The following is a 25,449-nucleotide window of genomic DNA, read 5'->3' on the forward strand; positions in this document are numbered from 1 at the left end:
AATCAGCTTTAGTCCGAATGAATGGTGAATGCTGCTAATGAATTCGGTAAGCAAGGCCTATAATACGCGAAAAGGAGAAGATGTGATGAAGAAAAAGAAAAGCGTGCTCTTGATGCTGCTGGCTGTCCTGCTAGTGGCAGCTCAGACTCATTTTGTTCCACTCCAAACGTCCCTCGTACATGCGGCGGGTAACGACCTTGCAAGCAAGCCTTATATGGGGTGGAGCAGTTACAGCCTGCAAGTGTACCATACCGGCAGTTGGATCACGGCCGATCATATTAAAGCGCAGTCGGATGCGATGCATGAGAAGCTGCAGCCGTATGGATACAATTACATTAATGTTGACGCGGGATGGAACGGCAGCATGGATGAGTACGGCAGACCCGTTCCGAGTACGACGCTATATCCGGACGGACTTCAGGACGTGATCGATTATGTCCATGCCAACGGCCAGAAGTTTGGACTGTATCTTATTCCGGGACTATCCCCGCAAGCGTATGAGGATAATCTTCAGATTTACGGCACGACCTGCCGAATGCAGGAGATTGCGGCTCAACCACTGCAAAAGTCGGATTATTGGGGGCTCGGATACAAGATCGATTTCTCGAATCCCTGCGCGCAAAAATATATCGACTCCATAGCGGATCAACTCGGCGAATGGGGAGTCAATTTTATTAAGTTTGACAGTGTAACGCCGGGCTCCGGTATATCCGACTTGTCGATGGATGCCCGCGACGATGTAAAAGCTTGGTCGCAAGCACTCAAACGCCACAATATTTGGCTCGAATTATCTTGGGCATTGGATATCAATTACGTAGACTATTGGAAAGAGTATGCCGACGGCTGGCGCGTGGATTGGGATATCGAATGCTATTGCGGATCGGAAGCGCTTACGACCTGGCCCAGCATAGCCCGTCTGTTTCCGAAAGCGGAGCAGTGGTGGCGGCATGCCGGACCCGAAGGCTGGAACGATTTCGATTCCTTGAATGTGGGCAATGGCGAAATGGATGGGTTGACAAAGGATGAACGCCAATCGGCAATGACCTTTTGGGCGATATCCTCCGCACCGCTCTACATTGGAGATGATATGACGAAGCTGGACGATTATGGCATTGAGCTGTTAACCAACGAAGAAGTGATAGCTGTCAATCAGGCTGGCCGTCCGGCGCATCCCATATCCACGGAATCCGACCAGCAGGTATGGTACGCCAACAACGGCGACGGCAGTTATACCGTTGGACTGTTCAACCTTGGAGACAAGAGCGCTGAGATTGCCGTTGACTGGAAGGCCATTGGTTTAGAAGGCGCTGCATCCGTACGCGACCTGTGGAGCCACACCGAGCTCGGCATTTTTCAGGATGGATATCGTGTCGAATTGCCTTCGCATGGCTCCCGCTTGTTCCGCGTTTCGGCGCAAGATGGCTGGGTTGCTGTGAATGATGATGATACCGGCATGAGATACAGCGGGAATTGGTCACGTAACCGCGGTTTGGAATTGGCGGCGGATATGCAAAATCTCGTGATTGACGTGGTTGACGCCAAAGTGAATGGAAGTACAATCTATCCGTCAATGGCAAGCTTCGATAAGATGGCATCTGAACAAAAGGATGTAGAAGTAACCGTTGATTGGAACGACAACCATGAGATTAGTCGATTATCCAACGGCGGCCATGATCTGGTGCCTCTTACAGACTATACTGTGAACGGTAACAGCGTCAGCATCCATAAAGCATATTTAGCGAAGCTTCCGGTAGGTACAACTAATCTGACATTCACGTTCCCCGCTGGCGCAGCGCAGCAGCTCGTACTTACGATCCAGGATACGACTGTACAGGATAGCAGGGTATATCCACCTGTTATCAGCTTCGACCGAAATGAACGGTTAGCTTCGGATCGGACCGATTCCCATCTGGCCATTGCGTGGAACGGGAATTCGCTGAGTGCCGTCACGAACGGCAACACAACGCTCGAGTCTGGTACGGACTATACGGTTTCAGGCAATCAAATGCTGCTGAAGAAGGAGTATTTGGCTTCTCTGGCTGTGGGAATGTCCGAACTCGGTTTCACGTTTACGAACGGTAAGGCACAACGTATAACCATAGCGGTAAGAGATACTTCGTCAGGCGGCGTTATTTCGCTCAACGATGACGATCCCAACATTAAGTATACGGGAGCCTGGAACCGCAGCTATAATCGGGGGCTAGGGGATTACCGCGACGACGTTCATTTTGCCGAGAAGGATGGAGAACAGTTCGAATATACGTTCCAGGGCACGGGCGTTGAGCTTGTAACGGAACTGGATCCTTCACAAGGCGAAATGGATATCTACGTAGACGAAACTTTTGTTCAAACGGTGGATACTTCGAATGCCGGTCGGTTAGCCCAGCAAACGGTTTACCATCTGTCCGGCCTGGAGAACGGGACGCACACGGTTAAAGCGGTAAAAAAATCCGGCACGTTCATGCTGCTGGACCAAATCCGTATTCTGGTGCCCGATCTGATTACGCCGTCTGCCGTTCGTTACGATAAGGCGGGTTCAGCTCAGGGTGACATATCCGTCACGGCTGACACATACGGACATACGTTGAGTAGGATCACGAATGGTCAAATAGAGCTTGTAAAAGACAAGGAATATACGGTATCCGATCAACAGGTGCTTTTGAAAAAGTCTTATTTGGAAGCACAACCGATCGGCATGTCCGAGCTTCTGTTCTCATTCAGCGGAGAAGCTTCGCAAACACTTGCATTGACTGTGGAGGATAGCGCGGCCCAAAACAGTCTGCTGGACATGATGGAAGTGTCGTTCGATAAAAATGAGGCAACCCAGCAGGATATCGCGGTCGAAGTGGTTTGGAACGGAAACACGCTTACCGGTGTATCCCAGCGAGGCAACGATCTGGACTCAGGCACGGACTATTCGGTAAAAGACAATCAAATCGTGTTGAGCAAAACCTATCTTGCAGCACAGCCGGTTGGTCAATCCTATCTGAAGTTCTCCTTCAGTGGGGGTGCACCGCAAACCTTGGTTATTGAAATACGGGATACAACGCCGCCGAACAGCACCATAATGCCTAACCTGGGCAGCTTCGATAAGAATGCTGATGCACAGAATGTCGTTACAACCACGATGGAACTTAACGGCAATCAATTGGCTAGTATCATTAATGAATCTTCGGAACTGGAGGCGGGTACAGATTATATAGTCTCCGGTAATGAGGTTACCATCCTGACGCCGTTTCTTGAACAACTGCCGCTGGGGACAGCGAAGCTTGAACTTGGATTTAGCTCGGGCAAACCACAGGAGCTTGCCGTGGTTGTCATCGATACTTCCAGAGGACGCTATGCGACCGTTAACGATGACGATCCTGCTGTGAAGTATGTGGGCGCATGGCAGCACAATAGAAACCGGGGGTTGGGCGATTACAAGGACGACGTGCATTTTACCGAGAAGAACGGCGATTATTATGAATTCAAGTTTAAGGGAACCGGCATCGAGATTATCACTGAGAAAGATAACGCTCAAGGCGACATGGATATCTATGTTGACGGTGAATTCCAACAGACGATAAGCACATATGCTGCAGAGAAGAGGGTCCAGCAGAGCGTTTATCATATTGCAGGCCTGCCGGACGGAGAGCATACGGTGAAAGTGGTTAAAAAATCCGGCTACTACATGCTGCTCGACCGTTTAAAATATCGGGTTGCCGATTTGATCGGGCCGGATTCGGCCGTCTATAACAAGAGTGGCGGCAAACAGAAGGATATCGAGATCAGCCTTCACATTGACGACACCAATCTGCTTGCGATCCGTCACGGCTCCACTGTGTTGAAGGAAGGCAAAGATTATAGCGTATCAGGAGATAAAGTAAGGATTAAGAAATCTTACCTGGCGAAAGCGCCAACCGGAACGAATGTGTTTGAGTTCCAATTCCGTGGCGACTACCTGAATGACGTGCATGCTTCTGGGGAAAATGGCGATTATTTTGAGTATACGTTCCAAGGCACGGGAGTGGAGCTGCTGACACCTAAAGGACCGGATCAAGGAAAGATTGACCTGTACGTGGACGACAAATTCATGAAGACGATAAATGCTCACCATGACAGCCGCCAGACAATCCAAAGTATCTATCTTCTGAACGGGCTTAAGGAAGGCACACATACGATTAAAGGCATCAAACGCTCCGGGACTTGGATGATTGTGGATCAGTTAAATTTCAAGGTATTGTGAGATGGATGGAGATGAATTTGTGGAGATCTTAAGACGTATGGAGTAAGCTGTAAGAGGAGAAAAGCCAGCCTTTCTAGGCTGGCTTTTCATGATGCGCCGTCATGTTATGAAATCGCTCAGGCTGCATTACAGGAAGACTATTGTCCTCTATGCCAAATCCTTAGGTTTATCGCCGATCAATCCCAACAAAAACATTTGAGAATAAGCGTAACCTTTATAGGTCTTGGATAAACAAGAAGGAATTGTTAGATTCAGATCCATATAGGTAGTCAAGATTAATTGTGTGAACTCCTTCTGGTTCGTCAAGGAATGCTCCTGCAATTGTTTCGCGAATTCCTTGCTGACATGTTCTCTTCCTCCAAGTGCTTGCTGTAATTGGTAACCAGCCAAGTATAACTCAGCAGCTGTATCTTCATCTGTTCCTCGATGCTCAGCTACATAATTGCCGATCCAATCACGAACAAGAGAAGAAGGGTCTGTGTTATTGTCCTTTGCAATCTCTTGAAAGCTCTCCTTGAGGTCTTTGGATAGACGGATGTGCAGATTGGTATCCATTGGCGTAAAGCCTCCTTAACGTAATACATCTATTGTATTCAATTTGTATACACGATGTCAACACAATATATGCACAACACAAACAAGGTAGCCGAGTGGATATCTCACAACCTAGATCTGATGCCGACTGAAACCCCACGCACCTTGCAATCGTATATGATACATTGCCACCTCTGACATCGTTAACAGGGAGAGGAGATGAACCCGTGGCCAAGCAACGTAAAAATAAACCCAGTCGTACAGGTATGCATACATATAAGCAGAATGCGAGAAAACACCGCAAACGATCCGAAGACACCTGCTTCGATCGGTTCTGGTTTCGGATTGTGGAAGCGATCGGATGGATCATCCTGCTCGGATCATTTCTAATGTATTGGGATTCCGCCAGGCTCACGGCCATTATATTCAAAGCTCAGCCGGTCCATCAATTGACATCCGAATCGACTGGCTATGTACGGCTCGAAGGTCAGGCAGGAGGAGAAGCGGTATACACGGATGAAGGCAAGCTTCAGGATCGTTACGCTCTGCTCCAGAAAGAGCCGTTCCGCTGGGAATGCGGCAAGGGTGGTTGCGAATACAAGCTGGATGATAACGGAAGCCACCGATTATGGGGAAGTTCAGAGTTAAACGGAGTAACGGTTCAGGCCGAACGGTTCAGGTTCTACACGGACTGGCTTCCGCTGAATTTTGCGACGGTTGAACCAAAACAATTATCCCTGATTTACCAAGGAAATTCATCGCGTCCGCTGTTGATGGAAAGTCCCAAAGGCACGGCTTACGGTTATTATGCTGTCTCCCCTGGAGATTGGGTGACGGTAATTGGCCGGGCTAACAAAGGCCATCTGGAAGCCTTCAACTTACCGGGGGACGATACGAAGCAGTCTGTCCTGCTGATCGGTACGAGTGTTGAGCAGATGCTGTCGGAAGAGAGGGGAGTCCAGACCGTGTATTTGATCATTTCTTGTATCGTCGCATTGATGCTGCTCCCTAAAATGATCGGAAGAACCAGGCGAATCACTCTATGGATAAAGGCTAGAAGAACGAGATAGTATGAGCTGCATACGGATTTGGCATGTAAAAAACAAGGAGTACAATGAATTTGCAGCTGCTTGAACAATTGTTCAAAACGAACGTTCAAAATTTAGGATTATTATCGGATAATTGGAATAGCAAATACATGTAGGGTTTGAAGGCACCATCGTCAGGCAAATTTGTGACGAAGCAGGTGTCGCATTAGCGCTTGTATTCTACCATTTCGGAGGAAAGGACAAGCTGCTCTATGTTTTGTTCGAACCGCTTAATGATCATTTTGCGGATCTGTCCTTTAACTTGGAAGAACCGGTCGAGGCGCTTGAAACGTTTATCCGTGGTTTTGTTGCATACCGTTACGATAACGATGAGCTGATTCATATCCTGCAACAGGAAATGATGATGCAAAGTCCCCGGCTCAAGATGCTTTCGAATGCCTATTATCCTTCTTGGGTACATCTAAGAGCCATTACACATTTTCATAAACCAATTCGGTTAATAAAATCAGAGTGAGGTGAGCGTGATGGAGAATGCCATCACCATTGTAGAGTATGATCAAAGTTGGCCTGAGGCTTTTCAAGCCGAAAAAGAAGCGCTGTTATCGAGCCTTGGTACCGAAGCGGCAGCAATTGAGCATGTAGGGAGTACCGCGATTCCCGGGCAGGCATCCAAGCCGGTGATCGATATCTTTGTCGGCGTAACGCAGCTGCAGCCGATCGCCTATTACGAATCACGGTTCGATCCCGTAAGCTATTCGCATATTCAAACCGGAATGCAAGGAAGATATTTATTCGCCAAGCATACGGAAGGAAGGTGGACACACAATGTCCACCTTATGAAGCATGACGAATTATTCCATACGAGAAATGAAATTTTATTGCGAGATTATTTGCGCAGCCATCCGGAGCTTGTCGAGCAGTATGGTGAAATAAAAAGGAAGGCTGCCCGGAACGCAAACTCCATGGAAGCATACACAAGGGAGAAAACCGCTTTTATTCAGATGGTTGTGGATGCGGCCAGAACGGAGCTCGGTCTTCCGCTGCAAAATGTGTGGGAAGACTAGGATTATAAACGCGCGACCAGCGCCATCATGATGTGCGCTGGTCAATGAAATCAATGGGGATAAGGCGTTTCAAATTCGACGCCGCACGGACCTCCATTCGGATTGATGTCCAGATTGATCTCCGTCCCGTCTTCCCGGAACAGCGGCCGATAGAATGCACCGATCTTGGTAGCCGAAGCGTTGGCGTAGTGGCAGATGAAGGCGCGGCGGAACCGATTGGATTTGTTGCGGTAGGAGCCGTGGATCAGGTTGCCGTTAAAGAACAGCACATCGCCTTTGTCCATGATCGCGGGGAGGACCTGTCTATCCTTGGGCGGCTTCACGAAATGAGTAGTAAACGACTCGTTTGAATCAGCTTCTTCCGGGCACACCAGGGCATAATCACTTGTTTTTGGAACGACCAGTAAACCGCCGTTCTGTTCATCAGCCGCATCGATTGCAGCCCATGCCGCGATACAGTTGCCAGGCTCGACCTGCAGGTAGAAGTTGTCCTGGTGCAGTGCTTGACCGCGGGAACCCGGAGGTTTGTAATAGAACATGCTCTGAGCCGCAAGCGCCGGTTCGCCATATAAATCGGCCAGCACCTCCATGACAGGCTTGTGCAGCATGTATTTCTTCGCGGTTGCATTAAAGCGGTGCGGATGCATCACACGGGGATAACGCTTCAGCGGTTCGGCAGTTTCATCATCCAACACCGGTTCAAAGTGGCCGGGAACGGTCGTTTGGCTGATCTCCTCAAACGTCGCTTCGATTTCCGACAGCTCTTCTTGGCGGAAGAGCCCTTTTACAATTAAATACCCCTCTGTTTCGAACTTCTGCAGCTGCTCTTCCGTCAATACCTTTAACTTCTCTCGCATACGAATTCCTCCCGTAAGATTATTGTTTTTTCCTGTTGACAATAGAATAAGGTCTGCTTAACTTGAGAGGAAGTATGATATCTGCTTATAATTACCGGGATTCTGCTATTCGAGGTACAGAGGAGGAGAGGTTTGTGCGAACGCCTGACGGACGGGAAGGCATATCCTTAGAAAGTACCGGCACCATATTCGGCGACCATTTCGATCAAGACGATGCTTATCGGCTGCGTCGTCCTCACGGGATGCAGGATTGGCTGCTTGTCTACACGCTGCATGGAGAGGGCTATTTCCGGACGCCTGCCGGGGAGAAACGCTGTGGGCCCGGGGAGCTCGGCCTGCTGCAAGCCAACATCGCTCACGAATACGGGACTGTGCAGGGGAAACGCTGGAACTTCCTGTGGATCCATTATCCCGGGCTTCCGGAAAACAGGCTGCTCCGAAACGAGGAGTTCCTGGTTGAAGCCCTGCCCGATGAACATGTCCGAAGACGTGTCGAGCTAGCATTTCGGAATGTGCTGCAAGATTCGCTGGACCGGTTAGAGCTGTGGGAGGCACTGTGTCAGAACGCCCTGCGTGAGATTTTGCTTCTGCTTGCACAGCGCACGCACAAAAGACTCGATCCCAGAGTCGAGCAGACCCTCGGTCTGTTGTCCCGTTCGTTAAAAGAAGATATTCGAATTGACGCCATATCGCGAGAGATCGGAATATCGGGGTCCAGGCTGGCCCATTTGTTCAAGCAAGAAACGGGGTACACCATCTTGGAGCATCTGAATCAAATGAGGGTTCGCCATGCCGCCTTACTGATGACCCATTCCGGCCGTACGGCGAACGAAGCCGCGCAGGATGTCGGGTTTAACAGTTACAATCATTTTGCCGATCAGTTTCGCAAACAGTACGGGGTTTCACCAAGGCAGTACCGCCAGGCGTGCAAGCCTACATGAATGCTTGGCTTAAGTACTATGAATGAATCATTCCAAGAGAAGCTGCATGCAAGAGCTCCGTTTAGAATCGCTTTGTACAACTTCCCTGATGAGATGTTAACTTGTAAGTATGCCCCTAATATAGAAAGAAGGTATTAAGAAAGGGAGCCCCGAGTTCGCCACATCCGTCACCTATCTTGTTCCTGCAACGGCGATGATCTGGGGATATACACTGCTGGATGAACCGATTGGATGGAGCCTGATTATCTGCTTGATTCTCATTTTATCCGGTGTATTTATCACAAATCGTGGCGGACGAACAAGGAAAGAAAGAGTTGCTGCCGTACCTAAGTAATCTTCAAAAGTACCAAGTCGGACTGCTGAGAGGCAGTCTTTTATTTTTTTATCCCCTCGCAGTATTTTATATGAAGCAACCAAGTTATTCAGGAAATTCATTATGCACGCAAATTGAGGAAATTCATAAAGAGCTCCCTAAAGTGGGAATGATGCCGCGAGTGATACCAATCTTTACTTTACGCCGGGCCGCTTAAATTGCGGCTTTCTTTGTCGTTAACCCGCTGCGTTTTGATATTTTCCTATTTGGTTTAAAGCTTGAAAATGCGATGAAGACTTTGCGATTATTCTACTTCTTTTGCAAAATCCACATGGACCCCTAACAGGACAAATGTAATGAAGCATGATAAATATCGATTGACACCATCTTGGTATTTGCCTAATATACGGGCCAGATGGCCCCCGTCCATGTTCTATTTTCTACTTACAAGGGGCTTATCAATCCATCAAAAAAGGAGGCTCCGTATATAAAAACAGAGACTGAACGCCCGTTCGATATCCGTCTGCATGTGGAGCGATCTTTCGGGAAGACAACGATTGAATCTAAGGAGGTTATTTATGAGAATTAGAAAGGGTGGCAAGTACCAAGTCTTGATGTTTGCAATTTGTTTTATATTGGCATGCTCGGGAGGCGGTGGTGTCGCAGCTGCTTCCGGGGAGAGCAGGCTGGCTCAAAAAACGTATGGGACACCGGAAGAAATTCTGGTCCCTAACAACTATACGGTGGCCGTGTTCAACGGTACCACCGGCAAGGAAGAGGGCCGCAACGTGCTTTACGCGACCAGTAAAGGGAAGCCGGGTCATCTTAACGTCATTGATCTGGAGGATTATAAACTGCTGCGGAGCATTCCGATCGGACCTTCTGAAAGCTCCTGGGCACATACCACGGCACCGGACGGAACATTGTTCCTTGCGGCTGACGGCGGCGGAGCAAGGCTGTGGAGTTACTCTCCGGTTACTCATGTCCCTGTGCAGGTGGCGCAGTTTGACGGACAGTCGGTCCCGAACAGCATCACTACGGATGAACAGGGCCGTGTGTATGTCGGAACCTATCCCGGCGGCAAAGTGTACCAGTACGACCCGGCTACAAAGCAGACAAAAGATTATGGCCGCGTCATCGGATTGCTTGATCAGGAATATGTGCGCTCCATTGCTTACCAGGGCGGCAATATCTATGCCGGTACCGCACATAAGCAGATCGTACGCGTGAATTTAACGACAGGTGAGAAAACGAATATCGCTGCTTCCTTGCCGGTTAAGGAAGACACCGTATATGACTTGAGCACGATTGATAACCGTTATTTGTTTGCCAGATATACGGACGGAAGCGGCATTCCTGGAGAGGCGTTTATCTACGATACGCAGACGGAAAGCTGGCTGGATGTTGTGCTGGAGAACGTAACGGGACTGCACGCAACGGACTCGCTTGACGGAAAACTGTATTATATGTCCGACAAGAAGCTGAAAACGTTTGATCTTGCCACGCATGAGGTCGAGTTGACCGGAATGGAGTACAACAGCGGATTTCGGGGAGTAGATTGGGTGGAATTTCCGAACAATCCGGAATACCCGGGCAAAAATCTGGTTACCGTCCGATATGACGGCGGTGTTACGATCATGAACATCGACACCAAACAGGTACATCTGATGCCGCCGGTCATTCCGGGTCTGCCCGGCGTTGTAAACCGATTGAAAAGCGTATCCGATACACAGTTGATCACCACCGGCTCGCAGGCGCGTTCTTCGCTCGTAGATCTGACGGATAAAACAGCGACGCCGTTCAGCATCGGTCAAGCCGATAGCGTTCATGCCGTGGGCAATAAGGTGTATATGGGCGTGTATCCGGAGGGCGGACTGTACGAGTTCGATTTATCGACGGAGCCTGGAATGAACAATCCGAAGAGATTGGCCGTCCTGGGCAATGATCAGGAGAGGCTGGTGGATATCTCCAGTTCAAAAGGCAAATTGTACATTTCAACGATTTCCGGTTACGGAACCTTGGGCGGCTCCCTGACCGTATATGACACCGCTACCGGTGAAATAAACGTTCACCGCAATGTCGTCCAGAATCAGAGCGTGCTCAGCACCACGGTTCATGATGGCAAGGTGTTCGGCTCCACGACGATTCGGGGCGGACTCGGGTCCGAGCCGACCGAGGCGGAAGCGAAAATCTTTGTATGGGATGAGGAGAAGCAGCAAAAAATCACCGAATTCCCGCTCAGGGTTCCCGGATTGGATAAACCGATATTCATCGGCGATCTTTCCGCCGGTCCGGACGGTTTGATCTGGGGGGCATCCTATGAATACATTTTTGCAATTGATCCCGATACCTATGAATTAGTAAAAAGCAAAAAGGTGTATCCAAGCTTAAACTTCAGCCAATGGGCGCATCACCCGCTGCGTTGGTCGGAGGATGGGTTGCTCTATGTGCTGTTTAACAACAAACTGACGGTCATAGACCCTGAAACGCTGGAACATCGCACATTGGCCGACACCTCCAGATTCGATTTGCATGCTGACGGGAACCTGTATTTCACAGATATGCAAACCAACACGATTCTGAATCGGATGGAAGTTGACGGAGAAGTCGTGGAAGAACCGCCGCATACGGCTGTTCCTGTTACTAATCCGGGCTTCGAAGAGGCATTAAAGGGATGGAGCCCGCTATTCGCTCCCGGTAACGGTTACCGCTATGATCTCAGTACAGAACGCAGTTTCACAGGAACGAACAGCCTGAAGATTACGGACACTCTGAGAACGGCATCCGTTGCCGTTCAGAGTGATCCGATTCCCGTTATCCCGGGAGAGGAATATACGGCGGGCATGAATCTTTATATTGAATCCGGCCAGCCGGGCTTTATGTTCCGATTCTTTGATAGCAATAACGGGACCATCTCCACCTTGGAAACCCATTTGGATGAATCGCGATTGGCCCAGTGGCAGAAAGTGACGCTTAGAGGCAAGGCGCCGGCCAATGCAGCCTACGCTAAACTGATCGCGGTAACCTCCAGATACAATGTGGCAGCCGCATATTATGACGATTTCTTTGTAACGGTAAAAGACAGTGTGCCGCCAGTCTCAACGGTAAACCCATCGCCATCTCCCAACGAGAACGGCTGGGTGAATTCCGATGTGTCGTTGTCCATCTCTGCCGACCGTGCCTATTCGATCGAATATTACGCGGAAGGGGCACAACCGATCGAGAAAACCACAGTAAAAGGGAGTACGGCTCAGCTTGAAATCACGAAGGAAGGCGTTACGACGGTCACCTATTCCGCCACCAACTTCTCAGGCGTGCCTGAGGTTCCGGGGACGATGAAGGTGCAGATTGACAAGACGGCTCCGGTAGTAGAATTCACGGGGGAACGACAGTACACGGTTACCGATTCCGTATACGTCTCATGCAGCGCCGACGATAGCTTGTCCGGGTTAGCTGAGAATCCATGTCTTCGTCCACTGATTGAACGCCCTGCCTATTCCTTCGAGCCGGGATCCCATGATATGTCCGTAACGGCAATCGATCTGGCGGGAAATCAAACGGAAGCGGTCTTTAGTTTCGAGGTGTCCGTGACTTATGATAGCTTGTCCGCGCTTGCAGAGCATTTTGCCGCGAGTCACCCGGGACTCGCACAATCTTTGTCAACGAAACTCCTCCATGCCAAAGAGGCCGAGAATAGAGGAGACTCCTCTGCCAAGGAAGGCATGCTGAACGCCTTTTCCCATGAAGTCAGCGCACAATCAGGCAAAGTATTGACGGGTGAACAAGCAGAAGTGCTTGCCAAACTGGCAGGTCACCTGTAAGCGGGCGAAAGCTCTAGTCCTTCGTAAACACGATACTTTGCTTCTATATCTTCGTCCATATTTTAGAAACAGCCGCGTGAAATCGCGCGGCTGTTTTTTGTATTCCATAAAGACAAGTTTCTTCATCTAACAAGCATGAAACGATGTTTTTTCTTCCGTTATGATATGGAATGGGGTACCGTCGAAATTTGTCATAACAAATGTGCGGTTTATACATCTAAAGTAGCAATTTTTCGATGTCATATTGACTGGAAAATAAAACCTAACTAGAATGTGTTATAACAAATAATCAGGTGTATAAAAAATGTTAATACAAGTTGTCGGGAAGGAGGTGGTGCATTACCAAGCAAGCCGATATTAGTGCCCAACATGGCTAATATTGCTGACGCAATTTGATCGAGAAAAAGGAGGTCATGACAAAGCATGGACACCCGATTAAACTCGGCTTCCCCACAGCCCGCTCCAAAGTCCAACACATGGACGCATGTAAAAAGGCAGCTTAAGCGAAATATCGGGTTGTACATCATTATCTCGCCGGCGGTGCTATATTTTTTGATCTGGCATTATTGGCCGATGTACGGCGTCCAGATCGCGTTCAAGGATTTTATGCCCGGGCTTGGCATTTGGAACAGTCCATGGGTCGGGTTCGAGCACTTCGAGCGGCTTTTTGACGCTTATTATTTTTGGACGATTCTGAAGAATACCATCGGGATCAGTTTATACGGACTGCTGGTTGGCATTCCCGCTCCAATCTTGCTTGCGCTTTTGTTCAACGAGATTCGAAATCGTAAATTCCGCTCATTCGCCCAAAGCATCTCCTACGCCCCACACTTCATTTCGGTTGTGGTCGCGGTCGGTATTCTGTTCTTCTTCATCTCACCGACGAATGGCGTCTTCAACTCCATCCTTGTTTCCTTGGGGAGGGAACCGGTCGATTATCTGGCAGAGCCATCGAAATTCTGGCATCTGTACGTCTGGTCGGGTGTATGGCAAGGAGTTGGCTGGTCTTCGCTCATCTACAGCGCTGCCATATCGGGCATCTCGCCTGACCTGTACGAGGCGGCTTATATGGACGGGGCCAGCAAATTTCGGCGAATATGGCATATTACGATTCCCGGTATCGTTCCGACCATCGTAATCCTGTCCATTCTGAGCGCCGGCGGCATCATGAGTGTCGGCTTCGAGAAAATCCTGTTGATGCAAAACCCGATGAACCTGGAAACCTCCGAGGTGATCTCCACTTACATGTACAAGAGCGGGCTGCTTAACACCCAGTACAGCTTTTCCGCGGCCGTGGGCCTGTTCAACAATGTGATCAATTTTATTATCCTGATCATCGTCAATGCGGTTGCACGCAAGGCGGGGGAGACCAGCCTATGGTAAAGACTCGACCGTGCAGGATTAAGGAGGGAATGTAAGCCGTGCTGCTGAACGTCAAACGAACGCCTGGAGAAAAGCTGGCCGATATCATCATTTTAGTGCTGTCCGTCCTCGTGATCATCATTATTTTGTACCCGCTTCTCTTTGTCTTGTTTGCTTCATTTTCCGATCCGCGCCAAATATGGGACAAGCCGCTGCTGCTGTTCCCGGCAGGTTTCAACCTGGACAGCTATGCCAAGGTGTTCGAGAACAGCGAGATCTGGAGAGGGTATGCCAATACACTCCTCTACGCATTCATAGGGACTGCGATCAATATTATGATGACGGTATTTGGCGCTTATCCGCTGTCCAGAAAGCGCTTTTACGGCAAGGGACTGTTTACGCTTCTGTTTGCTTTTACCATGTTTTTCGGCGGTGGGTTGATCCCTCTTTATTTGGTAAACAAGGAGCTTGGTTTGCTGAATACGATGTGGGCCTTGGTACTCCCTGGTGCGATCAGCGCCTACAACATGATTATCATGCGAACCTACTTCCAGACCCGGATTCCGGTGGAACTTGAAGAGAGCGCCTATGTCGATGGCTGCAACGATTTTCATATGCTGTACCGAATCGTCCTGCCTTTGTCTATGCCGATCATTGCTGTCATGATCCTGTTCTACGGGGTCGGCCACTGGAACTCTTATTTTGACGCCATGATTTATTTGACGGATCGAAATAAATTTCCGCTGCAGCTGATTTTAAGAGAAATACTGGTTCAGAACGACTTCAAGGAAATGGCCGGAATATCGGTCGGTGCCGAATATGCGGATCAGATGATGGTCAAGGAAGGCCTGAAATATGCGATCGTCGTATTATCCGCGCTGCCGCTGCTCCTGCTGTATCCGCTGCTGTCGCGTTTCTTTGAGAAAGGCATCATGGTGGGAGCTATCAAAGGGTAAAACCGATAAAGGGAGCGGTCATTACCGCTTGGAACTCATAACTCATGGAAAGAGGGGATACGGAAATGAGAAAAGGAATGAAGCTTCTGCTTGCCTTAACGATGACGTTCTCGCTTACGCTTTCCGCCTGCAGCGGTTCGGGAGGGAAGGCAGAGCCGGAATCAGCCGGATCGGACGGAGATCCAGGCAGCATCAAGTTAAGGATCGTTAAGCGCGGATATACCGATGTGCATCCTCCGGTCGATCAATTATGGATGTGGCAAAAATACGAAGAAATGTCCGGTATTGAAGTCGAATTTGAGGAGCTGGCGGGCTCCGCCGTGACCGAAAGGAAAAATGTCATGCTCGGCTCCAACGACCTGCCGGATGCATTCTATCGCATTGCCTTTGGCACCGACGAGCTGATGAAATACGGCAAACAGGGTTTGTTTGTTCCGCTTGAAGACCTGATTGAGCAGCATGCGCCGAATTTGAACAAGCTGCTGAAGGACAATCCGGACATCAGGGGAGCCATCACGATGTCGGACGGACATATTTATGCCCTGCCTTACGTTGATTTCTCGAAAGCGTTTAATTCCGTTCGTTTGTATATCCACAAGGGTTGGCTCGATGAAGCGGGCCTTGAGGTTCCGAAGACGACCGAGGAGTTTCGCCAGGCGCTGAAAAAGGTGCGGGAGAAGGACAGCTCGCGTCTGGGCTGGGTGCTCGAGTCTTCCTATTGGACTTTCCTGGAGAGCTTCCTGGCCGGCAGCTTTGGTATGGGAGAAGGCGGTGCCAAGGCATTCGGCCAATATCTATACAAGGATGCGGACGGACAGGTCAAGACGACGTTTAATGATCCAAAGTACAGAGAGCTGCTCCGCTACATGAGCGATCTGTATAAGGACGGGTCGCTGGCCCAGCAGAATTTCACGACGGGCTACGATTATGCGAAGTGGTCTACGGACGGTTCCAACAATCTGGTCGGTTCGTTTGTTTGGGAAGGGCCGGGATATATCGGTAAGGATGCGGCGGAGAACTATGTGGGCATTCATGCCCTCGAGGGGCCTAATGGGGATAAAGTCGCAGGGGTGCTGGGACCGCCGGCGAAAGGAATCTTTGGATTCGTCATCACGAACAAAAACAAATATCCGGTTGAAACCATCAAGTGGATTGATTATTTCTATGGGGAGGAAGGGATTAACTTCGCCACCTTTGGACTTGAGGGCGAAACCTACGATTTGGTTGACGGCAAACCGAAATACAAGGACGAGATTTTAAACTACAAGGGTGGCGTGCAGTTGGGTGCTTTCCAATATGTCGATAATGTGTATGGTGCTTATTATCCGTATGTTGAGCCTGACGACGATTTGCGGATGGCGGCGCGCGGGACGACGGTAGCCGACGAGATTAAGGCAGATCCGGCTGAACTGGATCAGCTGGCGCCTAAAGAGCTTTGGCCGGATTTCGTTCCCACGGATGACGAAGCCAATCAAACGAGCGCGATCCTGACCGACATTAATAAATACATTGAGGAGATGCGGGTGAAGTTTGTGACGGGGAAAGCCAGCTTGGACACGGACTGGGATAACTACGTCAAGACCCTGGATAAAATGGGAGCCCAGAGATACCTGGATATCAAACGGGCGCAGTATGAACGTTATTCCAATGTAAAGTAACCGAAATGGCGCAAAGAACGAAGGATAGGAGCAGTTTACATGCCAATGATGCAAACGCTATAATTTTAGTACGACAAGATGAACACTGGAAAATAGATAAAGATGGGATGAGAACCAAGTTGACCAAAGACAATAAACCACCGCTGTACCGCGTGATTATGGACGAGCTGAAATCGCAAATTTCATCAGGCCACTATCCTCCTGAAGCCCAGCTTCCAACGGAGGCCGAGCTGAGCTCCGCCTTTGGCGTGAGCCGTATTACAACAAGAAGAGCGCTCGAGGAACTGGAGCGGGACGGGTTTATCTATCGCATCAAGGGAAGCGGCAGCTTTGTCAAACCCCGGCAACGTGGACAGGAGCAGCGGTCGGTTGGAACGGAAAAAATGATATCGCTTATCCTGCCTTCCGAAGACGACCGCGGTACGATGGGATATATTCGCGGAGCTTCGGATTGGCTCAACGCGAACGGCTACTATTTGAGCATTCACCAAAGCGATTATGATTCCCAGAAAGAACGCGATCTGCTGGAAATGCTGACCCGAAAGGGCATTGCGGCCATCATATTGTATCCGCGGAACGATCAGACGAACTATGACATTTTGCATCGACTTTGCCTTGAAGATTATCCAATCGTGACCATCGATAAATATTTTGACAGCCTGCCGTTAGGGGCGGTGGTTTCCGACAATTTGGGCGGTTCCTATCAAGCCGTATCCAGGCTGATTGAGCTCGGTCATCGAAAGATTGCGTTTCTGACAGCGGTCAGCATTGAATCAACCTCTTCGGTGCGCAACCGCTATTTCGGATACTGCCAAGCGCTGAAGGACCACGGGCTTCCCGTCGATAGCCGTTATATCAGGCTGAATATGAAGGATTATCGGGAGAAGGTTGGCTTTGAGCAATTTTATAATGAGCTGCTGGACTCTTATCAGGCGGAAGGGGTAACGGCTGTTCAGACGGAGAATGATCTGATCGCCGCCAACTTGCTGAACCGCTGTTTGGAACGAGGGATCCGCATTCCGGAGGATATATCGATCATAGGCTTTGATAATAACCCTGTCACAGAACATGTCATGATCCCGCTGACTACCGTTGAGCAGAATTTTTACGAGATTGGACGCCAAGCGGCCGAACATGTAGTAAACTGGCTGGAGAGAGGGAAACAGACACCGGACCGGACATTGATCCCCGTCAAGCTGGTGGAGCGTGATACAACCGCTCCTCCTCCAAAAGGGAAAGTCACGGAGTAGATTGATATGAAGGCTGATTGCCGGGTAGACTCTTTACCTGCGCGCAATCAGCCTTTTTATAGGCATGTAAAAGTTGAGTATAAAAATTTTCTACTTACTCAAACACGCTGCAAGGATGGTACATTATTTAGAGGTAAGGAGTCCGATAAGCGAAACATGACACCAAGCGAACCAAGACATGAAAGGAGGTGAACAACATGTGTACGATTCATATGCTGGTGGGGATACCCGGCAGCGGAAAAAGCTATCATGCCAAACAACTATGCAAAAGCGAGCGTGCCGTCATCGTTGCGACGGACTCGATCCGTGAAAGATTGTTCGGCAGCGAATCCAAACAGAAAAACACGTATCTGGTATTTGACGAAGCGTTCGCCGCGATCGAACAGGCGCTTGCGTCAAGGCGAAATGTCGTATTTGATGCCACCAATGTCAGTCGGGAGCGGAGACAGAAGTTCCTGAAGCGATTTGGCGATAGATCGGTGGAATGCCATATTTGCACAGCCCCTTATGAAGTGGCTCTGGAAAGAGTTAAACGACGAAAACGCCGGCTCGATGAGAAGATCATGACGAAGTATGCCAAGAATCTTGAATTTACTGTCATCGGAGAAGGATTCAGTGATTTGCATCTTGTTCACGAGCAGGGCGAAACTCAGCTTACAAGAGAAGAACTGGAAGTGCTGCTAACAAGCAAACCGGGTCATGATGAGTTATTCGGCTACTTGTCCCAATCTCCTTATTTCAACATGATGCTGGGATATGATCAGGAGAATCCGCATCATTCCAAGACGTTGTCGGAGCACACGTTTGCCGTGCTGGAATATATAAATGCTTTCTATGAAGGCGAGCATCTGCTGGCTATGCAATTAGCTGCGCTGTTCCATGACGCGGGTAAGCCGTTCTGCAAAGTATGGAAGCAGGCAAAAGGGTACTATTCCTATTATGGTCACGAGCATGTATCGGCAAGCATAACCTGCCATACATTGAAGGATCTCGGTTATGAACATGCATTTATTCAGCACGTCGTTCAACTAGTGAACTTTCATATGGAAATTTTGCATGGAGGGGATGCCGGGGCATCCAAAATCTATCATTTGTTAGGCGAAGATATGCTGGCTGAGCTGTATTTCTTCGCGGAAGCCGATACCTACGGCAAATAAGGAGGTGAACAACGATGAAAATGAAGTATCCCAAAACGATGCATTTGCCATGGTCCAGAGGTTATACGGATGACGATAAGATTTTACGGAATACCGACCATTTTACGGGGCGGGAAGTTGTCATTACCGAGAAAATGGACGGGGAGAACACCACGATGTACCCCGATTTCATCCATGCCAGGTCCCTGGACAGCAAGGATCATCCTTCCCGTCATTATGTGAAGACACTGCATGGTGGCATCAAGTATTTAATTCCGGAAGGTTATCGACTCTGCGGGGAAAACGTATATGCCAAGCATTCGCTCTCGTATGGGGCGCTGCCTGACTATTACATGCTGTTTTCGGTGTGGAATAAGGATAATGTATGCTTGTCGTGGGATGAGACGGAGGCTTGGGCGGAGCGTCTGGGGCTAGTAACAGTTCCTGTCTTGTACCGGGGAGTTTGGGACGAGGCAGCCGCCAAGGCATGTTATACGAAGCAGTCAAACTGCGGAGGGGAACAGGAAGGTTATGTGGTTCGGCGGGCTTCCTCATTCGCTTATGACGATTTTAAACGCAGCGTTGCCAAGTTCGTGCGCAAGAATCACGTACAAACCGATGAGCATTGGCTAAGCAAACCGATCGAACCGAATCGTTTGGCTGTCGGGGAATACAACAGTAAGATTGAATAATTATCGATAATTTATAGAGAATGAGGTGTTGATCATGTAATTCCTGATTGCTTTTTATATGAGACGAAGTGAATACATAGACATGAGCTGCCGCTTATATCGGGGCTTTTTTTATTGTTTTTTTGGTTACCACATTTTGTTAGTTCAAGTATAATGAACCTATACATAAGGATGAACAACAGAACCATCATGATTTCAGGATAGGAGATAAGATGAATAAGAAGAGGATGTTTCGAGTTTCTGCTCCGTCAGGGGTCAGACTGATGATTTCGATGTTGATTTTGATCGCTATTCTTCTTGGAAATATCATGAGACACCACGGGGAAAAGGATGTCTTTTATTATTTCAGTATCATATGGTCAGTTTTTTGTTCGGCCGTTTTCATCATCTCCGTATATCGAACCTATCTAATGAAACCAGGCGTGATGGAAATGGCTCAAGAAGGAATCGTCATAAACGGTACAGTTATTAACGCTGAAGCTGTGAAATGTTTACTGATCAATCATGACAGGAAACCGGTGATCGGGATCAAGCCGAAAGGGCGTGCAATAGTTCCCTTGAAGTTTTGTTTTCAGTTAGCGGAGGACCAGGCGGAGGGAATTAGGCAGCTGGAGACCTGGGCACAAGAAAGACAGGTGAAGGTTTCAAAAGGATTTTTTATGAGATGGTTGTAGGGAACTAGTATCCCACTTTGTTCATGTATTGGCTGCAGTTCACTTTGCTTCACAGGTTTAATGCTATTAATTCTTTTATTAAAAATTAAAATCAAGAAAGCAATCAAGAAGAAATGTCACGAAGATGGGTCAGCTATAATGTAATCAGGTGTTTAGCCATGAACTTCATTATGGGGAGAGAAATCATGAATAATATGTACAATCATTTGGATATGACCCGAATATTAAACCGAATCGACACATTAAGCTCTCAAGCACAGCCGTTATGGGGAAAAATGGATGTTGCCCAAATGCTGTCTCACTGCTCCGCGTTCCAAGACATAGCCATGGGCATCACGAATCCTCCAAGAGGTTGGTTAGGTATATTGGTAGGAAAATTCGCGAAGCCCATGTTTTATAACGAAAAGTCGTTACCCCGCAATATGTCTACCATTCCGGACATTTTGATTGCGGATCCAAGAGAATTTGAAACGGAAAAAGAACAATTGAAAGAAAAAATTATAGCGTTCCAAAACAACGGACCCAAGAAATGTACCACACATCCCCATCCATTCTTCGGTAAAATGACCCCGGAGCAATGGGGGGTAGGATTATACAAGCATCTGGACCATCATTTAAAACAGTTCGGCGTATAAGGCTCAAGAACCTATGTAGTCATGATGCAGATATAACCTCGCAGAGCCAGCACACCATGAATGTTGGCTCTACGAGGTCGGAGGTTCTACTGCAGCTTATGTATGTATCTCTTTATATCCAATCCTCGTATTTCTCCATCGTAAACTCGCCTTCCAGCTCGAGCCGGGTATCCGGCTTACTGCCGTCATAATAGTTGCCATCCATCGTTGATCCAATCCAATATACGTAAAATACGCCATTCCCTCTATACTCGATACGTCCCTGGTTATCATTCACCTCCTGGTTTTCAAAATAATACAGCCTTGCATCCAGGCTTCTGGAGTTCTCGTTATAACCCTGGGTAATCGTAAATTCCAGCGGTGCAAACTCATCTAATTTTAACGTATCCAGATAAATCGTAAGCTCCGCGTCCGGATTGTTCAGCAATGCATCCGAATCTGGTAAACACTGGAGCGGCTCGGGTTCTTGAATCCTTACTTTTTTCTAAATGGTAGCATAAACCCATCACGGCACCAATAAGAAAGCTTACTATCGCTACCTTCCATATCATGAAATGGATCGATCTGCGAAATTAACAGGGAGAGGGAATAAATATGCTATTGCTAATTTGATATTTTATTGTAAAATGATCCGCAATAGATTCGTTTAATCATGGCAAGTCTTCATGTTATTACAGGAGAGGTTGATCGAGCATTGATGAGACGACGGAGGTTAGAACGTGTAACGGGAAAGTTCAGCCGATGGATTTACGGCATTTCGTTTAAACAAAGAGTTCGCTTGTCCTTCGCTATTATGATAACGCTTGCAATCGGAGCGGTAGGAATGACAACCTATTGGATCGCTTCCAAGGAGCTTCAGAAGAACGCATTTGAATCCAGACAAGAGACCGTGAACAAAACGACTCAGATTCTGGACGATAAGCTGGCCGGCATCTCCAATTCGGTTCGTTCCCTGATGTTCAGTTACGCCTTCAAGGAAATGATGCTGGATGTGCAGAGCAACGACATCTCAAATTATTACGTGCATTTGTCCGAGCTTCAGTATGTGTTTTCGCAAGTTTCCTTTAACGAACCTCTAATCGAAAGCATTCTCATTGCCACACCTATCGGAGATTTCTATCCGGTATCGCAGCGCCGTTCCCAGACGCAGTCCTTTTATGAATCCGGCATGTATTACGATGTGAAAGAGAGCTATGGGGGGATTTGGGTTAAGGGGCACACCGACAAGTTTTTTACCGGGGACAGCCGCACGCTTTCCTTTGTTACCAAGGGAACGCAGGAGAACGTTTCGAATACCAACGTATTCATCGTGGTGAACGTGAACGAAAGCGGATTGATCGGCACGGTCAACCAGCATTCATCGAACGATGACAGCGACTATTTTGTCATCGATTCGAAAGGCCAGGAAGTGATTCGGACGGCATGGTCGTCCAACCACAATCTTATGAAAGATAAACCGTTCTTGTACAATGTTTCAGAAGGTAACCAAGGTTCATTCTTTCATCATTTTGACGAAACCGATTACCTGGTGAATTACACCCGATCCGCCGTGGTCAAGGACTGGAGCCTGTTCGGCATTCAGCAGAAGGATAAATTGCTCGAACAAATGAACGGCGTCAAGCGAACCACCTTTTATATCATGCTGTTCTTTCTGCTTCTAACCTGGCTTCTATCTACCAACTTGACGGGAATCCTGCTAAATCCGTTATATAAACTGCAACGACTCATGCGGGAGGTCGAGGACAACCGCCTGAATGTCCGCTTTGCCAGCAGGTCTACCGACGAAGTTGCGCAGGTGGGTTATCAATTCAACCGAATGCTGGATGAAATCAACCGCCTCATCGATGATGTACGGCTGAGCGAATCCGGGAAACGCAAGGCGGAGATGCGGGCTTTGACCGCGCAGATGGAGCCGCACTTTTTATACAACACCCTCAATACGATATACTGCAAATCGGTTTTAGGCGAGAACGATGAGGTCAATGAGATGATTCTGTCCTTGTCCCAGATGTTCCAGTTAGGGCTGAGCGGAGGCAAGGATTGGAACACGTTGGAGGATGAGCTGCTGCATGTGGAACAGTATTGTCTCCTGCAGCAAAAATGTTATGAAGGTCTGTTTGAGTTTGAAGTTACCGTGACCGACGACTCGTTATTAAATAGCCTTTTGCCCAAAATTCTATTGCAGCCAATCGTGGAAAACAGCATTCAACACGGTTTTAAGGATATAAGCGCTGGAGGTTGTATCCTTGTGCGGGTTTACAGGCAAGACGAACGGCTGCACCTGATTATAGAGGATAACGGGATCGGCATGGATGCGGCTAAGGTAAGGAAGGGGATGCTGCAGCCGCCGGTCTCCAAGAAGGGTTATGCCTTGAATAATATCGTGAACCGGCTCAGTCTCTTCTATGGCGATGAAGCCGGAATTGAACTGACCAGCCTTCCTGGCAAAGGATCAAGAACGGAAATATGGATGCCGATTAGAGAAGGAGACAGTGAATCATGATGAATGAATCACCCGTGATTAAGTTATGCATCATCGATGATATTCGCAGCGTGGTCGACATGATCGCCCGAAAGCCGCCATGGAAGGAACATCATATTGAGGTCGTTGGTACGGCGCTGGATGGCGAGGAAGGGATTCGCCTGGTTAAGGAGATGAAACCTGACATTGTCCTTACGGACATCCGGATGCCCAAAAAGGATGGCTTGGCCATGACGCAAGAAATTCTCGAAAGTTCTCCTTCCACGAAGATTGTCATTCTCAGCGCATACACCGATTTTTCGTTTACGAGGCAAGCCATTCGCCTAGGCGCATTTGATTTTGTCAAGAAACCGTTCTCCATGGATGAAATCGTACAGGTGGTGTTAAAGGCAAAGGCAGCTTACGAAGAAGAACGGCAGGAACAGAGCAAGCTCATGGAATTGAAGCAGAATATGATAACAAGCTTGCCGGTCTTGCAGCAAGAATATTTATCTTTGTTGATCCATCACCGTACGAATGCTGCAGCGGCTTATCAGAAATGGCAAACACTCGGTATTAAGCTTGAGCCGCAGTATTTCAATCTCTTCATCGTGGAACTGGACCGTTTCATGGACAAATATAAAGAGCAGCCTGCGCGCGAAGTGGAGCTGATCCGGTTCAGTCTCCGAAATATTCTGGAAGAAACGATAGGGACTTTTACTCGTGGCGTCGTCTTTAGCGAGGCCTTGAACCGTTTTGTCTGCCTGATCAATTGCGAGGATATGGGGAGGGCGGAGCAAATATCGGAAGCGTGCCGGCTGAACATTTACCAATTTACGCATTCAACCATCTCCATCGGGATTGGCATGTGCGTCACTTCGATTGATGAGTTACCCGATTCGTACCAGCAGGCCCTGAATGCAATGGAATATCATTTCTATACGGACGGCAATGGCGTAAACAGATATATCGGTTCCTCGGTTGAGGAGAAAACCCTGCTGAATTATACGGCTTCAACCGAACAAGAATTTCTGTTTGCTTTACGCTCCGGGCATCGGGAAAAATGTCGGCTGATTCTGGAGCAAATTTTTAATGATATATTGCAGCGTGACCCGCTGCCAAAGCCGCAGCAAGTCGAAAATTTATGTTATGAGCTGTCATCCAAGATATGCAGGGTCATGTCGGAGTTATTCCCTCACGAACGAGTAAAGAGGCTTGAGGAACAATGGAACGCGGTAAAGAGTTCCACCCTTGTTTCGTTCCAGATCATGCGGGATACGGTAAAAGGGATATGCCTTGAAGCTTGTTCTTGGGTCGAGCAGGAGCGCTCGGACGAATCAACGAAATTGATCTATCAGGCGAAGGATTATATATGTGCGCATCTACATACAAACTTAACGCTGGATGTTTGCGCGAAGCAGTTTAATATCAGTCCAGGGTATTTCTCGAATCTGTTCAAAAAAGTGCTGAATATCTCCTTTCAACAATTCGTGATTCATCAGCGAATGGAAAAAGCCAAAGAAATGCTGATCGATGATTATCAGGTACAGGAGATCGCTCAGGAGCTTGGGTATGAGCATCGGCGCTATTTTAGCGAAATCTTCAAGAAACATACCAATATGACCCCATCCGAGTTCAAGCTGTATAGTACGGGGAAGGTCAGCACACCGATGGACCTGGACTAACTGCGAGTCAATCATCATATTTCGATAAAGCCTTGTTTCCGTGTTTATTGGATGCAGGGCTTGTTTTGTGAAGGGACGGATTCATGGGGAAACCTGCCCTCGATGTGTGGTTACCCGCATTATGCGAGTGAGA

The 25,449-nt window shown here is 48.4% G+C and carries 20 protein-coding genes; 16 read left to right on the forward strand and 4 right to left on the reverse strand.

What is annotated here, in order from left to right:
* Nucleotides 1–85: 85 nt before the first annotated feature.
* Nucleotides 86–4,228, forward strand: a complete 4,143-nt coding sequence (locus PAEVO_RS06440; RefSeq protein ID WP_100539344.1) for a X2-like carbohydrate binding domain-containing protein — start codon at nt 86–88, stop codon at nt 4,226–4,228.
* 147 nt (nt 4,229–4,375) lie between these two features.
* On the opposite strand, the gene PAEVO_RS06445 is transcribed toward PAEVO_RS06440, so the two are convergent.
* Nucleotides 4,376–4,783: a hypothetical protein gene (locus PAEVO_RS06445; protein WP_100536805.1), complete on the reverse strand. Its 408-nt coding sequence runs from the start codon at nt 4,781–4,783 to the stop codon at nt 4,376–4,378.
* A gap of 206 nt (nt 4,784–4,989) precedes the next feature.
* Here PAEVO_RS06445 and PAEVO_RS06450 point away from each other — a divergent pair, with 206 nt between their 5' ends.
* The gene (locus tag PAEVO_RS06450; protein ID WP_100536806.1) at nt 4,990–5,832 is read left to right on the forward strand and encodes a hypothetical protein; all 843 of its coding nucleotides are present in this window, start codon (nt 4,990–4,992) and stop codon (nt 5,830–5,832) included.
* Between the two features lie 184 nt (nt 5,833–6,016).
* On the opposite strand, the gene PAEVO_RS34190 is transcribed toward PAEVO_RS06450, so the two are convergent.
* Complete coding sequence (locus PAEVO_RS34190; RefSeq protein ID WP_243390648.1) at nt 6,017–6,193, reverse strand: hypothetical protein; 177 nt, start codon at nt 6,191–6,193, stop codon at nt 6,017–6,019.
* 142 nt (nt 6,194–6,335) lie between these two features.
* Here PAEVO_RS34190 and PAEVO_RS06460 point away from each other — a divergent pair, with 142 nt between their 5' ends.
* On the forward strand, nt 6,336–6,875 hold the full coding sequence (locus PAEVO_RS06460) for a GrpB family protein (RefSeq protein ID WP_100536808.1): 540 nt from the start codon (nt 6,336–6,338) through the stop codon (nt 6,873–6,875).
* 50 nt (nt 6,876–6,925) lie between these two features.
* On the opposite strand, the gene PAEVO_RS06465 is transcribed toward PAEVO_RS06460, so the two are convergent.
* Nucleotides 6,926–7,732 carry a phytanoyl-CoA dioxygenase family protein gene (locus PAEVO_RS06465; RefSeq protein WP_100536809.1) on the reverse strand — a complete coding sequence of 269 codons (807 nt, stop codon included), beginning with the start codon at nt 7,730–7,732 and terminating at the stop codon, nt 6,926–6,928.
* 134 nt (nt 7,733–7,866) lie between these two features.
* Here PAEVO_RS06465 and PAEVO_RS06470 point away from each other — a divergent pair, with 134 nt between their 5' ends.
* From PAEVO_RS06470 to PAEVO_RS06520, 11 genes are all read left to right on the forward strand, one after another.
* Nucleotides 7,867–8,673 (forward strand): helix-turn-helix domain-containing protein, encoded by an 807-nt coding sequence (locus PAEVO_RS06470; RefSeq protein WP_100536810.1) that lies wholly within the window; start codon nt 7,867–7,869, stop codon nt 8,671–8,673.
* Between the two features lie 133 nt (nt 8,674–8,806).
* A complete protein-coding gene (locus PAEVO_RS06475; RefSeq protein WP_243390853.1) occupies nt 8,807–9,007 on the forward strand; it encodes a DMT family transporter in 201 nt (66 codons plus the stop codon).
* 557 nt (nt 9,008–9,564) lie between these two features.
* Nucleotides 9,565–12,807, forward strand: a complete 3,243-nt coding sequence (locus PAEVO_RS06480; RefSeq protein ID WP_100536811.1) for a PQQ-binding-like beta-propeller repeat protein — start codon at nt 9,565–9,567, stop codon at nt 12,805–12,807.
* A gap of 423 nt (nt 12,808–13,230) precedes the next feature.
* On the forward strand, nt 13,231–14,190 hold the full coding sequence (locus PAEVO_RS06485) for an ABC transporter permease (protein ID WP_100536812.1): 960 nt from the start codon (nt 13,231–13,233) through the stop codon (nt 14,188–14,190).
* 38 nt (nt 14,191–14,228) lie between these two features.
* Complete coding sequence (locus tag PAEVO_RS06490) at nt 14,229–15,125, forward strand: carbohydrate ABC transporter permease (RefSeq protein WP_100536813.1); 897 nt, start codon at nt 14,229–14,231, stop codon at nt 15,123–15,125.
* Nucleotides 15,126–15,190: 65 nt separating this feature from the next.
* Nucleotides 15,191–16,783: an ABC transporter substrate-binding protein gene (locus PAEVO_RS06495; RefSeq protein ID WP_100536814.1), complete on the forward strand. Its 1,593-nt coding sequence runs from the start codon at nt 15,191–15,193 to the stop codon at nt 16,781–16,783.
* Nucleotides 16,784–16,890: 107 nt separating this feature from the next.
* Entirely contained in the window at nt 16,891–18,033 is a 1,143-nt protein-coding gene (locus PAEVO_RS06500) for a GntR family transcriptional regulator (RefSeq protein ID WP_243390649.1), read from the forward strand.
* Between the two features lie 197 nt (nt 18,034–18,230).
* Nucleotides 18,231–19,190: an AAA family ATPase gene (locus PAEVO_RS06505; protein WP_100536816.1), complete on the forward strand. Its 960-nt coding sequence runs from the start codon at nt 18,231–18,233 to the stop codon at nt 19,188–19,190.
* A 14-nt stretch (nt 19,191–19,204) separates the two neighbouring features.
* A complete protein-coding gene (locus PAEVO_RS06510; protein WP_100536817.1) occupies nt 19,205–19,861 on the forward strand; it encodes an RNA ligase family protein in 657 nt (218 codons plus the stop codon).
* A gap of 212 nt (nt 19,862–20,073) precedes the next feature.
* Complete coding sequence (locus PAEVO_RS06515) at nt 20,074–20,535, forward strand: hypothetical protein (RefSeq protein ID WP_100536818.1); 462 nt, start codon at nt 20,074–20,076, stop codon at nt 20,533–20,535.
* Nucleotides 20,536–20,720: 185 nt separating this feature from the next.
* Entirely contained in the window at nt 20,721–21,170 is a 450-nt protein-coding gene (locus PAEVO_RS06520) for a DUF1569 domain-containing protein (protein ID WP_100539345.1), read from the forward strand.
* Nucleotides 21,171–21,282: 112 nt separating this feature from the next.
* Here the strand turns inward: PAEVO_RS06520 and PAEVO_RS06525 are convergent, their stop codons facing one another.
* The gene (locus tag PAEVO_RS06525) at nt 21,283–21,597 is read right to left on the reverse strand and encodes a hypothetical protein (protein ID WP_243390650.1); all 315 of its coding nucleotides are present in this window, start codon (nt 21,595–21,597) and stop codon (nt 21,283–21,285) included.
* A 270-nt stretch (nt 21,598–21,867) separates the two neighbouring features.
* Between PAEVO_RS06525 and PAEVO_RS06530 the strand changes: the two genes are divergently transcribed.
* Together PAEVO_RS06530 and PAEVO_RS06535 are read left to right on the forward strand one after the other, a co-directional pair.
* On the forward strand, nt 21,868–23,673 hold the full coding sequence (locus tag PAEVO_RS06530) for a sensor histidine kinase (RefSeq protein ID WP_243390651.1): 1,806 nt from the start codon (nt 21,868–21,870) through the stop codon (nt 23,671–23,673).
* A complete protein-coding gene (locus tag PAEVO_RS06535) occupies nt 23,670–25,316 on the forward strand; it encodes a response regulator (protein WP_100536820.1) in 1,647 nt (548 codons plus the stop codon). The genes PAEVO_RS06530 and PAEVO_RS06535 overlap by 4 nt, the downstream gene beginning before the upstream one ends.
* The last annotated feature ends 133 nt before the right edge of the window (nt 25,317–25,449 follow it).

Origin of the sequence: Paenibacillus sp. GM2FR (assembly GCF_002803325.1) — a bacterium.
In the GTDB taxonomy this organism is placed as follows: Bacteria; Bacillota; Bacilli; order Paenibacillales; family Paenibacillaceae; genus Paenibacillus_AQ; species Paenibacillus_AQ lautus.

What these genes read in the sequence shown, in the direction of transcription:
- PAEVO_RS06520 (WP_100539345.1), top strand. Translation starts at nt 20,721, where the DNA reads ATGAATAATATGTACAATCATTTGGATATGACCCGAATATTAAACCGA.
- PAEVO_RS06495 (WP_100536814.1), top strand. Translation starts at nt 15,191, where the DNA reads ATGAGAAAAGGAATGAAGCTTCTGCTTGCCTTAACGATGACGTTCTCG.
- PAEVO_RS06515 (WP_100536818.1), top strand. Translation starts at nt 20,074, where the DNA reads ATGAATAAGAAGAGGATGTTTCGAGTTTCTGCTCCGTCAGGGGTCAGA.
- PAEVO_RS06505 (WP_100536816.1), top strand. Translation starts at nt 18,231, where the DNA reads ATGTGTACGATTCATATGCTGGTGGGGATACCCGGCAGCGGAAAAAGC.
- PAEVO_RS06460 (WP_100536808.1), top strand. Translation starts at nt 6,336, where the DNA reads ATGGAGAATGCCATCACCATTGTAGAGTATGATCAAAGTTGGCCTGAG.
- PAEVO_RS06510 (WP_100536817.1), top strand. Translation starts at nt 19,205, where the DNA reads ATGAAAATGAAGTATCCCAAAACGATGCATTTGCCATGGTCCAGAGGT.
- PAEVO_RS06485 (WP_100536812.1), top strand. Translation starts at nt 13,231, where the DNA reads ATGGACACCCGATTAAACTCGGCTTCCCCACAGCCCGCTCCAAAGTCC.
- PAEVO_RS06535 (WP_100536820.1), top strand. Translation starts at nt 23,670, where the DNA reads ATGATGAATGAATCACCCGTGATTAAGTTATGCATCATCGATGATATT.
- PAEVO_RS06440 (WP_100539344.1), top strand. Translation starts at nt 86, where the DNA reads ATGAAGAAAAAGAAAAGCGTGCTCTTGATGCTGCTGGCTGTCCTGCTA.
- PAEVO_RS06465 (WP_100536809.1), bottom strand. Translation starts at nt 7,732, where the DNA reads ATGCGAGAGAAGTTAAAGGTATTGACGGAAGAGCAGCTGCAGAAGTTC.
- PAEVO_RS06480 (WP_100536811.1), top strand. Translation starts at nt 9,565, where the DNA reads ATGAGAATTAGAAAGGGTGGCAAGTACCAAGTCTTGATGTTTGCAATT.
- PAEVO_RS06500 (WP_243390649.1), top strand. Translation starts at nt 16,891, where the DNA reads ATGAGAACCAAGTTGACCAAAGACAATAAACCACCGCTGTACCGCGTG.
- PAEVO_RS06530 (WP_243390651.1), top strand. Translation starts at nt 21,868, where the DNA reads ATGAGACGACGGAGGTTAGAACGTGTAACGGGAAAGTTCAGCCGATGG.
- PAEVO_RS06445 (WP_100536805.1), bottom strand. Translation starts at nt 4,783, where the DNA reads ATGGATACCAATCTGCACATCCGTCTATCCAAAGACCTCAAGGAGAGC.
- PAEVO_RS34190 (WP_243390648.1), bottom strand. Translation starts at nt 6,193, where the DNA reads ATGAATCAGCTCATCGTTATCGTAACGGTATGCAACAAAACCACGGAT.